Source organism: Massilia antarctica, from assembly GCF_015689335.1.
Classification (GTDB): Bacteria; Pseudomonadota; Gammaproteobacteria; order Burkholderiales; family Burkholderiaceae_D; genus Telluria_A; species Telluria_A antarctica.
In genome coordinates, this window is sequence record NZ_CP065053.1 from 5,167,303 (window position 1) to 5,178,916 (window position 11,614).

An 11,614-nucleotide genomic window follows, 5' to 3' on the forward strand; every position below is an offset into this window, starting at 1 on the left:
TTACCGCCTCAACAGTTCAGCCGCCGCAATGGCGCAGCTTTTATTTTTACTTGTTCCAGCCCGTCCGTGAATGACGAAATACGGCCGCTCATTTCCGCAAGCACAGGATTCGCCGGGATACAGCGTCGCCATGTCGCCCATCAAGACACTCTGGGCAGGCACTGAGGTGATGTAGGGCGTGAGAAATTGCAGGAAGCCCGCTTCAGCGAATTTCCTTGGTTTCAGGGTACGCACATCGCGGATGATCACCTGCGACCAGACCGGAACATGAAATTGGTGGTGTGCGCACTCCGCGTACGGGACGGCATGCTCGACCGAGCCGAAGCTGTCGCGGATACGCAGGTCGGGAATGCCAAGCTGCTCGTGAATGCGGGCGTACAGATCGTGTTTGGCGATCGCCTGGTCGGCATTGCCTTTCCATCCACCGCCGAGGAATACCAGCGAATCGGCGGAGAGTTTGAGCGGCGGCAAGCCCAGCTCGCGCATCCGCTTCAGTGTAAAAAACAGAAATGCCGGGAAACCGAAAATGCGTACTGGAAGACCTTCTGCGGCGTACTGTTGCAGCTTTTCGATGCAACCAAAAACATCGAACTCGTGCGAAGCGCCGCCGGTCGCCGTTGTTGGCGCGCCGGTCCTGCGCAAAGCATAAAATGCCGATGCAACGGGTGCATACTTGCACAGGAAATTGTCGGTGTGGGCCGTTCCCAGTTGCGAATCCGATGCGGTTTCATACGAATACAGCAGATAGTTGGTCTTGACATCCGGCGTGTTCCAGCCAAAGTGCTCGAAGACCGCGTCGATCATCTTTTGCCCGGCGCTCAATGACCAGGCATCAAACGAGACTTGCGACTTTTGACCGGTGGTTCCGGAAGAAGTCAGGTGCAGCTTGATGTCATCGCGCGCAACCGAAAGAAGTTCGTGCGACTTGAAAAACGTCGCCGGAACAAAGGGGATGCTCGCCAGGTCATCGATCGAGGTTAGCGTGGCGGCATCAAATTGTTTCATTTCCAGCAATTTCCGATAAAATGGCGATTGCTCCTGGTGCCAGTTGATATTTTCCTTCATGGCATCGACAAACATCGATTCCTGCGCGGCGGAGGAAGCGAAGGGATGGCGTTGTTCGCAAACGCCCTGGACCGCGTGCATAGTCTTGATATTCATATTTCCCTAAATTCCCGATAAAATGCGGTGGCCAGTGATATCGTCAACAACCCGAGCGCGAGACATATCGTCATTTTTGTCAAATCGATTTTTTCAATCAAGCTTCCCACCATCAACATCGATATCGGCAAGGCGCCAATACTGATCGTATTGACCCAGCTCATGACCACGGGGACATCGGCTGGCGCCGGCCGCGATTGAAACAGCGTCAATAGCGACACATTGACGACGGCCAGTGCCAGCCCCAAGCCAGCCAGTGCCAGGCAAGCCAATACGGGATTGTGGTTCAAGCCAAAGAAAAGGTAGAGCAGGGACACGGCGCTCAAGCCGGCGATCGCCCGCTTGCCCCTGTTGAGCGGAAATTCCGCGACCGAAAGCAACAAACTTCCCGCCACCATCCCCACGCCGATCGACACCTCGAAGGCGGCCAGCATGGCAAGATTGCCGGCGAATCGGGTCTGGACAAACAAGGGGAGCAAGGCCATCAAGGGTGTCAGCGCAAGATTCATCAGGAAAAATGCCGACAACATGAAGCGTATCAAGGGATCGGCAAACATCGACCGCCCGGGTATCGCTGGCGCCATGTCGGCATTCGCCGGCTCCGATTCGACCGTTTCCGGATCGGCAGGATCGAGCCGGATTCCCCCTTCCAGCCCTGCCGCCAGCAAATAGCTAAGCCCATTCAATACAAGCAGACCCGACAAACCAAGCCAAGGATAGAGCAGGGCGGAAATCGCTGGCCCGACTACCGTCCCCAGGGAAAAGCAGGAATCGACCATGGCGGTCAACTGTGGGACCAGTTCCTTTTTTGGCATGAGCCCGGGCAGCGTAAAGACAGCGATATTGAACAGCGCGCCAAGCAAATTTGAAACAAACGTCAGGATAAATAGCGTGGTCAGCGAATGGTGCTTGAAATAGGCGAGCCACAACAGTCCGACCAGCAAGAAGATCATGCCCCTTAATACGTCGGTATGTATCAGTGTCCTCAGGACGCCGATTCTTTGCACCAGCTTGCCCCCACTGCTGGCCAGCAACAGATGGGGAAGCGCGCCTATCGCCAGGAACCACGGTATCATTTGTATGGATTGCTCCTGCGAAATAACCCAGACCAGGCCGAGGGTCATCATCTTGTCGCAGATTTGTGAAATGAATTGCCCGACGAAAAGCCTGGATGAATTCTGGTCCTTGAATACTGCCATTGAAAATTTCATGATAATCCTGTCACGCTGCGCACGCCGGTTCCGGCTCCAGCGAATTTTTTTTCCAGAGTTGCAGATACTGGTTCAAATATTCGCGATTAATGCCTTCCAGGCGGATATTTCTGAAATTCAGTATTTCATAAGATCGGCTGAATATGACGAAATCATAGCGCTGCGCGCCAATCAAATGCATGGCGGGGAAATAGGCGCAGGGAATGAAACCGGCTTGCATTGCGATTTCTATTTTCTCCGACTCATCGGCGCGAATAATGAATTCGATATAGCGCACACCCAGGTCTTGCAAGATTACCGATGCCTTTTCCACGATATCGGCGAATCCTGCATTGCACAAATCGTGAATGCCGATCAACACGCAATGTTTGTCCGTCTGTGAAAAATAACAGAAAACCTCCACGTCCTGATCGGCCGAGCTGATCAGCAGATTGGGTTCTTGAAACGGGAAAAAAGTATGGTGGTCTTGCGCCACCAGCGTGTTCTTGCCCTCGTCAAAACGGCGCTTGGTCAGGCGCGGTGCATGGATCAATTCGAGTTCCAGCGCGGAGCGTGCGCGCGAGAAATTTTCGGCGCTGGTATGGGGAATCCAATCGTCGGGAATCGCGGGCAAGCCGCATTCGCGCCGGACTATTTCAAAAAGGGGACGCAGACGTGGATGCAGGGCAAAATCGGTAAAGCGCGAATCGAACGCGCTTTTCGTAAATAATGCCGTAAGGCAATGCGTTTCATACCCGCTCGTCTTGTGAACATTTGGGAAAATTCCCAGTTTTCGGTAGCCCAGATTCGCCGTCAATTTTTGCGGTGCCGAAGAAACCGTTCTGGTTGTGGCGTAGACGACTTCGACATGTGCGATGGCGCGCAATTGCGCATAGCCGAATTCCATCATCCGTTCCGTCAAATTCTGTCCGCGACAGTCATTTTCAATGACTGCGCCAAAGACTTTGGCAAGCCCGGTGAGCGTGTGCTGATAGACGACGGAACCAACAATTCGGTCATCGATGGACGCCACAATCCAGTAATAGTCATCCCGCCCGAGCGCAGCGCGCAGTCGCGCCGTCTCCGACATCATTGGATCACTGTAATCACCTTGGTAGACGCTTTGGTAGAGGTCGACGATCTGAGCGGCATCTCGTGGAATGGCTTTTCTTAAGGTAATATATTTTTTCATAATAGTATTATTTTTTTTGAAAGTGTATTATCTTATTGGAATGACGCCGTTTTATCGGCGGGCAAGTTAATCATGGCGCCGAATTCTATATAAGGCAATATTGAAAGTCAAGCAGGGAGATATAAAAGCTTGGTGACGAGGAAGAAAATATGAGGCCGGTGCCAATTGATTAGTCAAGATGGACAACGAGATCAAGCGGAAAATTGTCATCAATTTGTAATGCAAATGCAATAAGCATTAAATTTTCCACGGATCTGGTTTTTCTTGAAACAGCGAGAGCGACGCGCCGCTTCGCTCTGGCAAACCATTTGATACCTTGCCAGTCGATAAACGCGGGGCTCTCGACATAATGTGACGCTTTCATGACCGACATGCAGCGCTTTGGGCGGCAAGCTTTGGAGGCAAAGCGTTCACCTGACAAGGCTCCTGCCGGCGTCGTCGCCGTCGTGTCAATGTTTTACGTCGCGCAGGCGTCTTCGGCACGTCAAATAAATTTGCGAACGACCGTACTAAATTATGCTATTCTCGTATCGATCCACCCGGCGGCGGGCCAACGCCGCCGGGCACAGACCATTCATCCCATACCAGGAGAGACACATGCCAGACCGCCCGCACGGGCTTGGCCAAATCGTGGAAGGGCGCCTTCAACATGATCCCACGGCGCCACGCTGGGCGGCCATGTGCTGCGGGCGGCCATCGCGCGCGCCAACATCGAGCCGGGTGAAGTTGAGGATGTGCTGATCGGCTGCGCCAACCCGGAGGGCGCGACCGGCGCCACCATCCGCGTCAGATCGCGCTGCGGCCAGCGCGTCACCTTCATCCCCGAAGTGAAGGCGGAAGATAGGCGATTCAAGCGCATGAACCACCGTATCGCGGCTGCCATTTTGCCGTCGCGCCACGAAACCGGCTCATGGCACGTCGCTGCGACCTGAAAACTTTCCGATGGCACAGAGACATCATGCGGCCGTGCTTGGACAAGGTGTCAACACGTCAACCATGTGGTCGCAACCCGGCCCTTGGTGGCGCACCTGTCCCGCATGAGCGCCGCTGACGGGTCTTGGCCCACGTCTTGCCGGCCCCACAACGGCGGCCCGCGGGGGCCCAATGCCGTTTCGAGTTGAACTTGACTTCGGCTACTATGTGGCCTACTGCTGTGAATGCCTGATTCCCCCTGATTGTATGATGCAAGGGGCCCGGAGCAGGGGCAAGGGCGGGTGCAGCCCGGCGAAGCGAACCCTTGACGCTGCCAAGTACGCGGTCATGAAACAATTGCGACTCGAATATCCCCTCACCGTACTGTGTCGCGTCTTTGACGTTTCGCGCAGCGGGTTCTATGCGTGGGCGGACGGCAAGCTATCGCAGCGCGCGCAGGACGACGCGCGCCTGAAGGTCGCCATCGAAGCCATCCATGCGCAGAGCCGCCAGACGTATGGCCCGCTACGCATGCAGCCGGAACTGGAAGCGCAAGGCTTTCCAGCGGGGTGGGACCGCATTGTCCGACTGCGCCGCGAGCTCGCCTTGCGCTGCAAGCAGAAGCGGAAATTCAAGGCCACCACCAATTCGAACCATGACCTGCCGGTGGCCGACAATTTGCTCAACCAGAGCTTCGCACCGACCCGCCCGAACGAAGCCTGGGTGACGGATATCACCTACGTAGCCACCGGCGAGGGCTGGCTCTACCTGGCAGGTATCAAGGACGTCTTCACCTGCGAGTTGGTGGGCTACGCGATGGGCGAACGCATGACGCAAACGCTGACGGCAACGGCGCTATGGAGGCCGTGCGCAACAAGCGCCCCGCGCCCGGTCTGATTCATCAGTCCGACCGTGGCAGCCAGTACTGCGTTCATGACTATCAAAAACTGGTGAAGCAATTCGGCATGCAGGCATCCATGTCGCGCAGAGGAAATTGCTACGACAACGTGCCGATGGAAAGCTTCTGGGGCAGCCTGAAAAACGAGCTGGTGCACCATCAGCGCTACGCGACAAGGGCCGATGCACGGGCGGCGATACAGGAATATATCGACAGCTGCTATAACCGCCAGCGGCGCCACTCGCGCCTCGCCAATGTTCCACCGGCGCTGTTTGCTGAAAAATTCAGCAAACAGCAACAGGCGTGGCGGTCAGATGGTCGACGCGAGCATCGTGCAGACGCCGAAGCGATCGATGAGCAAAAAGGAAAAGGCGCTCGTTGGAGAAGGTGCCATGCCAATCGAGTGGACACCTGCGCAGCGCCGGCAGAAAGATATGGACGCGCGCTTGACCAAGAAACATGGCAAGTCCTACTTCGGCTACAAGGTATCGGCCAACGCAGACAAGCGTTACAAGCTGGTACGCAAGATCAAGGTCAGCACGGCCAACGAGCATGACACCCTTCATTTCGAGGAGGTGCGCGACCCAATCCACCCAAGTTAGCATTTAATGTGCAATTAGATGATTTATATTTAATATAGGCATAAAAACACTTGACATCAGTTTGGAAGCGCGGCCGGCAGTGTGAATTTTTGCTTCCACTGCTCGCCATGTCCGTTCTGACCACCTTGTTTCAAGACTTCGCCGCCCGACTATGCTCGACAGAATTTCTCAACGACGCACGCCATTCCGATCATCCGACTGCGTTTTCACGCTGTCGCAAATTGCCGTTGCCCACGCTGGTTGCCATCATGCTGACGGGCATGCGCATGAGCATCCAAGCCGAGTTGGACACCTTCTTCGCGCATTTGCGTCACCAAGCTCAGTTGGTCCACGAGGTGTCCGAACAGGCGTTCTCTCAAGCACGCGCCAAGCTGTCGCTGACGGCTATCCCCCGGCTCAACGACTGGCTGATCGCGCGCGCCGAGCAGGATCGGTTAGTGCCGCGCTGGCGCGGTCTTCGCCTGGTCGCAGCCGATGCCTCGACGCTACGTTTCGGTCTGCGCGCTAGTCATGTCAAACGCGCCGCCCTTGCCGATCAAATCCTGTTCGGCCTGTTTCTGCCGGGTCCCGACCTGATGCTCGCCGCCTCCCTGCACAGCGTCCACGAGCGCGGCGAACGGCAGTTTCTGTTTGAACATCTCGACCGGCTTTCCCCGGACGATTTGCTGCTGCTCGATCGCGGCTATCCCTGCCGCTGGCTGGTGGCAGTGTTGAACCAGCGCGCCATCAAGTTCTGCATGCGTGTCGACAACGACAGCGGCTTCGCCTGCGTACGCGATTTCATGCGCTCAAGCGCGAACGAGCGGATCGTCATACTGCGCGCGCCAGACAAGCAGGACGCGATCGACTATGAGTGCCCGCGCAAGCCGCAGCGCGTGCGTCTGGTGCGCAACGTCTCGCCGACTGGCGCGCAGCGCGTTCTGATGACCAACCTGTTCGACGACAAGCTCTACCCGGCTGATTGCTTCGGCGAGCTTTACCACCAGCGCTGGGGCATCGAGGAAACATTCAAACGGCTCAAGCATCGCCTCAATTTGGAACACGTCACAGGATTGACCCAGCAAGCCGTAGCCCAAGATGTTGCCGCCAAAATCGTCTGCGACAATCTGCAGGCCTTGGTTGCGCTGACCGCCCATGCCGACGCCGAATTGCCCGCGAACAAACGCATCAACCACGCCTACGCCCACACCGCGCTCAAGCCGTTGATGCCCATCCTGCTGCTTGGAAGCGTGATCGGACGGAAGATCGGAGCACTGCTACGGGGCGTGCTTGGCTTGATCGCTGGACGGACCTATCGACATCGGGAAAATCTCTCGAAACCACGCAAGCAAGGCCCCAAACCGCACAAGGCAATGAGTCAGAAAAATTGCTGAAATGGCTTAACTTGGGTGGATTGGTGCGCGACCCCTCGCATACTAATCGCAACGTTGGCGGATAAGGGCTACGTCGATGGCGCGCGCGAGGACAGGTTGACACAGCAGGGATGGCGCATGCACATCCAGCGCAAAGGAAGCAAGGACAAGCCAATTTCGGAAACCCAAAAGCGGCGCAATACGCGCATCGCCAAGACCGCGCCCGGATCGAGCATGTGTTTGCCGGCCTGGCCGAGATGGGCTGCAAGAGCCTGCGCATGATCGGGATGGCGCGCGCCACGGAGCAGCTCAATTGGAAGGTCGCTCCTTACAATTTGCGGCGCCTGATCTATTTGAAGGAGGCCAAGGTCGAGGCGTTCTGACGCCCGCAGTCCGTCCGGACTGCGCAAAATGAGGTTCAGCGCCCATCAAATGGGCGGGAAGCAGCTCGATCTGACATTAAAAAACGCATCTGCCGGCATCGCGATCGGCGATTACGCGGAATTTACCGGTAATTCGAGGTGCCCCTCAGTTCACCTATTTCTTACCCATCTCCCCCATACGACGACGTATGAAATCCGCCGGGCTTTCTTTACTATTGGGGGAAGGAGACTTTGAAGAAGGTTTGTTAATTTCGGAAACCTCTTTCCGTAACGCGTCAGCACGCTCCTTGCGCTCATCCTTGGAATTGCTTTTCATAGTCATTTCCCCCTTCGTTGTCGCGTTAGTGCCCAGAATTCAGACTCTCAATTTGCGCGTGCAACTGCTGCGCACGACTGTAGCCTGATTTGTCTACCTGTTGCAAACCAGCAGCAGTCAGGAAATTGAGTCCATTTTCACGATGTTGGCGCGTTTCCGGCGTCTTGCTGTAAATTTGGCTACGAATACTTCCGTTTGCCTGGGTTAGCGGCCCCAAATCGCGGAATGATGGCTTGTTATCGAAATAAACCTCCTGATACCAATGGTCATCCTCCAGGTTTTGCCAACTCAGGTAGCCACCGGGCAACACTTCTCTGGGTGCAGTGATCGCTCCTGTATAACTATAGCGCACCCCAGCCACCTTCATAGGATCGAAAAAATGCGGTGTGTAGAAGTCAGATACGGTGATGCCATTAACCGTATAGGCATAAGCCGCGGCTTCGGACGCATCACAAGGCTCGACGAGGAATAGCACGCGCCCTTGCTTTGGCTTAGGCGACTGGCCAGCAATGACCCGATTGCCGTTAGGATCGCACAGCATTTCTATGCATTCGTGGCTTGCCGTCAGGGACCAAGCAGCGGAGTGTTGAACCAATGCGAAAGGCGAGCCGTTCTTATCAAGATGGATGCCTGCTGCGCCTGGGGTATGGATGTCGTCCCGAACGATGATGGGCCAGTAGTCTGCAGGAACGTCCTCCAAGTCGGCGAAGGAATCAACAGTGGCATTTACCTCCCAGATCGGAGAGAGATCGCGAATGACTTGTTTTTGCAATGCAGAACTAACTTTCAGGAGTTCCTTCACCTTTACATTCTTTGTCTCCGATACCATTGCCAAATGAATAATCTGTGCGCTCGAACTCATCATGCCCCCCAGTCAGTAAATGTAATAAAAAATCAATTGTGTGGCCGGTGCCACATTTCAGTATAGCCCCGCGAAATGCTAGGAATCTCTTCAATTCTCACGTCCTTGGCGGCCCACAGTACATACTTCGAGTCATCGAGGTTATGCCGCAGTCTTGATAATTGATGGGATTGCTACCGTCATGTGGGAAGTAAAGGATATTGAAAATAGCGGGCTGAGGAGATCTTTGGGGAGGTTCCCAATCAAGTCATTGACTTTATGGGTGGCTCAGCGGCCTGCAAAGCCGTTGAAATACGCATAGCATCGTCTTCAATGTTGGAAAAACAACCACTTCGCTTATTTGTAACTCGTTAAGCAAGGCGTTGTATGACACGACACTCGAGATACGTTCAAACAACACCCGGCTGCGATGATTTCCCGATTGTCTGACCTGCACGCCCATCGCCGTCTCGGAGCGCACTTCAGGCTCAACCGGCAGCGTCGGCCGCAGCGAACGCATGAACGCACGCAGCTGGCTCAGCCCGCCCTGGCAACCGCGCTCGGCGATCTCACGGTGCAACACACTCGCCGGTATCCAGTTCGGCTGCGCCGCCGCCTGCCGCTTCCGCAGATAGGCCTCGTATGGCGCCAGCTTGCTTGGCCTTTTTACCTTGCGTTCGTATTTCGGTACCGACATCAAAGCCAAGTGCCGCCGCACAGTGTTTACCGCACAGCCCACCTCGGCGGCGATCCGCCGCAGACGCAACCCATGCTTGCTCAATAACTGAATTTCCACGCACACCTCGTTGGGTTTCAAGGCTGCTCCGCAAAGCAGCCATCTTCTCAAATCGGTGTATCAGTTTTCAATCGCTGCCGTGTATCAGTTTACAAGCGCTGCTGACAGCGAGGCGCTGCAAGTTGTAGGCAGCGACCTTCCCGTTCAGATGCAGCGTGGCGCGCGCCAGGCCCATGGAGCGCAACGCCTTGCCGCCCATCTGGGCCATGTTACGGTACGTTGCGCTCATGGGGTTCTCCGTGGTGCTGCGTCGTTGTGTTGGCCGGGGCGCTGGACCGGGTCAGCCCACGGTCTTCCGGATGGCGGGAGACAGCGCGGCATTGCCGTCGTCCGCCACGTTGCCCTGCGGCCCTGGCGCATCGGCGTGCCCGTCGTCCTGGGCCGACGGATGCGTCAGAAAGCCGAACACCATCGCGGCCGACAACACGGTGATGCCGCTGAGGATGTAGAGCAGGATATGGAAGGCATCGCCATAGCCGTGCACCAGCAGCGATTGTTCGGCGCCGGGCAACAAGGTCAAGGCGTGCGGCAGATCGCCCATCGCCAGGCGCTGCGCGGCTTCGGGCAAGGCGTGGGCGACATCGGCCACCCCTGCTTCACGCAGGCGCGATTGGGCCAGGCCTGCCAGCATGGCCGCCACGACGGCCAGGGCGACGCCTTCACCGGCCACGCGGGTGGTGCTGAAGATGCCCATGGCCATGCCAGCGCGCTCCTTGGGCACCACGCTCACTGCCAGAGCGTCCATCAAGCCCCAGGGCAAGCTGATGCCCAGGCCGATCACCAGCAGTGGCGCCACCAGTTGCGAGGCGCTCTGGCCCGGCGCGCACTGCGCCAGCCAGGCCAGGCCCGCGGCGGCCGTCAAGAGCCCGACGCCGCAGATCATGCCGGCCGAGATCCAGCGGGTCATCATGCCGGCCAGGATGGGCACCACCAGCATGGGCGCGGACAAGGCGATCATCATGCGGCCCGCCTCCATCGCGCTGTAGCCTTCGATGCCGATGAAGCGCACCGGCAGCAGCACTTGCAGGACGACGTAGGAATACGCCGGCGCCGCCGCGAGGAACTGGACGCCGATGAAGCGCGGGTAGCGGAACAGGGACAGATCGAGCATGGGCCGCTTGACCATGTTCTCGATCGCCACGAAGGCCAGCAGCAGCACGGCCGATGCCAACAGCAGGCCGACGACGGCACGATCGCCCCAACCGTTCTCGGGCGCCTTGAGCACCGCATAGGTGAACAGCGTCAAGGCGGCCGTGAAGCTGATTGCGCCGAGCCAGTCCAGGCCTTGCGCATCCGGATCGCGCGATTCGCGCATGCAGCGCCAGCCCAAGGCCAGCGCCAGCGATGCGATCACGGTGCCGGTGAGGAACACGGAGCGCCATCCCAGGCTCTCGATCAGGAAGCCCGAGACCACTGGCCCGAAGGCCAGCCCCAGCCCGAAGCTGGTGCCCAGGAAGCTGAAGGCGCGCGTGCGTTCGTGCCCTTCGAACTCCTGCGCCAGCGCCGCCGCGCCAGCGGAGAAGGCCGCCGCACCGGCCACGCCCTGCAAGGCGCGCAGCACGTCGAGCCAGAAAATAGTGGGCGCGAACGCCAGGGCCAGTGAGGTGAGCGCGAAGCCGCCCACCCCGAGGATGAAGAGCCGTCGCCGGCCGAACTGATCGGCCAGGGCACCGGCCGCCATCAGGCAACTGCCGAAGCTCAGCATGAAGGCATTGGTCACCCAGTTCAGCGCAATGGCGCTGCCGCCCAGGCTCTGCCCGATGGCTGGTAAGGCCAGCGCGGGCCCTGTGAAGCTCAGCGGCATGGACAGCGCGGCCAGCAGCACCGCGCCCAGGATCAACAGTTTTTGGGCCCGTGTGCGGGGCTTGGTGTCAGGCGAGTTCATGTCCAGTTCCTTAGCGTGAACGCATTCACAAATGAAAGAACAAAGGATATGATGTCTTGAATCAATTTAAAACAAGCCGGCGCTCC

The 11,614-nt window shown here is 57.3% G+C and carries 10 protein-coding genes and 4 pseudogenes; 5 read left to right on the forward strand and 9 right to left on the reverse strand.

The features are described 5' to 3' along the window. The 4 genes from IV454_RS22940 to IV454_RS22955 all read right to left on the reverse strand — a co-directional run bounded on the left by IV454_RS22940 (position 1) and on the right by IV454_RS22955 (position 3,916). On the reverse strand, positions 1-1,161 hold the full coding sequence (locus IV454_RS22940) for a LuxE/PaaK family acyltransferase (RefSeq protein ID WP_206087994.1): 1,161 nt from the start codon (positions 1,159-1,161) through the stop codon (positions 1-3). Further along, on the reverse strand, positions 1,158-2,372 hold the full coding sequence (locus tag IV454_RS22945) for an MFS transporter (protein WP_206087995.1): 1,215 nt from the start codon (positions 2,370-2,372) through the stop codon (positions 1,158-1,160). The genes IV454_RS22940 and IV454_RS22945 overlap by 4 nt, the downstream gene beginning before the upstream one ends. A gap of 10 nt (positions 2,373-2,382) precedes the next feature. After that, positions 2,383-3,543: a GNAT family N-acetyltransferase gene (locus tag IV454_RS22950; RefSeq protein WP_206087996.1), complete on the reverse strand. Its 1,161-nt coding sequence runs from the start codon at positions 3,541-3,543 to the stop codon at positions 2,383-2,385. 169 nt (positions 3,544-3,712) lie between these two features. Beyond that, the gene (locus IV454_RS22955; protein WP_206087997.1) at positions 3,713-3,916 is read right to left on the reverse strand and encodes a hypothetical protein; all 204 of its coding nucleotides are present in this window, start codon (positions 3,914-3,916) and stop codon (positions 3,713-3,715) included. 246 nt (positions 3,917-4,162) lie between these two features. On the opposite strand from IV454_RS22955, the pseudogene IV454_RS22960 reads away from it, so the two are divergent. The 5 genes and pseudogenes from IV454_RS22960 to IV454_RS33720 form a co-directional block, all read left to right on the forward strand. Next, positions 4,163-4,345, forward strand: a pseudogene (locus IV454_RS22960) (thiolase family protein); the annotation flags it as partial. A gap of 440 nt (positions 4,346-4,785) precedes the next feature. Further along, positions 4,786-5,654 (forward strand): annotated as a pseudogene (locus tag IV454_RS33000) (IS3 family transposase); the annotation flags it as partial. A gap of 1 nt (position 5,655) precedes the next feature. After that, a pseudogene (locus tag IV454_RS33005) lies at positions 5,656-5,913 on the forward strand (transposase); the annotation flags it as partial. A gap of 149 nt (positions 5,914-6,062) precedes the next feature. Beyond that, positions 6,063-7,328 carry an IS4 family transposase gene (locus IV454_RS22975; protein ID WP_206087186.1) on the forward strand — a complete coding sequence of 422 codons (1,266 nt, stop codon included), beginning with the start codon at positions 6,063-6,065 and terminating at the stop codon, positions 7,326-7,328. Between the two features lie 110 nt (positions 7,329-7,438). Further along, positions 7,439-7,690, forward strand: a complete 252-nt coding sequence (locus tag IV454_RS33720; RefSeq protein WP_206088000.1) for a transposase — start codon at positions 7,439-7,441, stop codon at positions 7,688-7,690. 154 nt (positions 7,691-7,844) lie between these two features. Here the strand turns inward: IV454_RS33720 and IV454_RS22985 are convergent, their stop codons facing one another. The 5 genes and pseudogenes from IV454_RS22985 to IV454_RS23005 form a co-directional block, all read right to left on the reverse strand. Continuing rightward, positions 7,845-8,006: a hypothetical protein gene (locus IV454_RS22985; RefSeq protein ID WP_206088001.1), complete on the reverse strand. Its 162-nt coding sequence runs from the start codon at positions 8,004-8,006 to the stop codon at positions 7,845-7,847. Between the two features lie 25 nt (positions 8,007-8,031). After that, positions 8,032-8,871 (reverse strand): hypothetical protein, encoded by an 840-nt coding sequence (locus IV454_RS22990; protein WP_206088002.1) that lies wholly within the window; start codon positions 8,869-8,871, stop codon positions 8,032-8,034. A gap of 421 nt (positions 8,872-9,292) precedes the next feature. Continuing rightward, positions 9,293-9,664 (reverse strand): annotated as a pseudogene (locus IV454_RS22995) (IS21 family transposase); the annotation flags it as partial. 46 nt (positions 9,665-9,710) lie between these two features. Continuing rightward, the gene (locus IV454_RS23000) at positions 9,711-9,872 is read right to left on the reverse strand and encodes a hypothetical protein (protein WP_206088003.1); all 162 of its coding nucleotides are present in this window, start codon (positions 9,870-9,872) and stop codon (positions 9,711-9,713) included. A gap of 51 nt (positions 9,873-9,923) precedes the next feature. After that, on the reverse strand, positions 9,924-11,528 hold the full coding sequence (locus IV454_RS23005; RefSeq protein ID WP_206088004.1) for an MFS transporter: 1,605 nt from the start codon (positions 11,526-11,528) through the stop codon (positions 9,924-9,926). Between the last annotated feature and the right edge of the window lie 86 nt (positions 11,529-11,614).

What these genes read in the sequence shown, in the direction of transcription:
- IV454_RS22940 (WP_206087994.1), bottom strand. Translation starts at nt 1,161, where the DNA reads ATGAATATCAAGACTATGCACGCGGTCCAGGGCGTTTGCGAACAACGC.
- IV454_RS22945 (WP_206087995.1), bottom strand. Translation starts at nt 2,372, where the DNA reads ATGAAATTTTCAATGGCAGTATTCAAGGACCAGAATTCATCCAGGCTT.
- IV454_RS22950 (WP_206087996.1), bottom strand. Translation starts at nt 3,543, where the DNA reads ATGAAAAAATATATTACCTTAAGAAAAGCCATTCCACGAGATGCCGCT.
- IV454_RS22955 (WP_206087997.1), bottom strand. Translation starts at nt 3,916, where the DNA reads ATGTCGGTCATGAAAGCGTCACATTATGTCGAGAGCCCCGCGTTTATC.
- IV454_RS22975 (WP_206087186.1), top strand. Translation starts at nt 6,063, where the DNA reads ATGTCCGTTCTGACCACCTTGTTTCAAGACTTCGCCGCCCGACTATGC.
- IV454_RS33720 (WP_206088000.1), top strand. Translation starts at nt 7,439, where the DNA reads ATGGCGCATGCACATCCAGCGCAAAGGAAGCAAGGACAAGCCAATTTC.
- IV454_RS22985 (WP_206088001.1), bottom strand. Translation starts at nt 8,006, where the DNA reads ATGAAAAGCAATTCCAAGGATGAGCGCAAGGAGCGTGCTGACGCGTTA.
- IV454_RS22990 (WP_206088002.1), bottom strand. Translation starts at nt 8,871, where the DNA reads ATGATGAGTTCGAGCGCACAGATTATTCATTTGGCAATGGTATCGGAG.
- IV454_RS23000 (WP_206088003.1), bottom strand. Translation starts at nt 9,872, where the DNA reads ATGAGCGCAACGTACCGTAACATGGCCCAGATGGGCGGCAAGGCGTTG.
- IV454_RS23005 (WP_206088004.1), bottom strand. Translation starts at nt 11,528, where the DNA reads ATGAACTCGCCTGACACCAAGCCCCGCACACGGGCCCAAAAACTGTTG.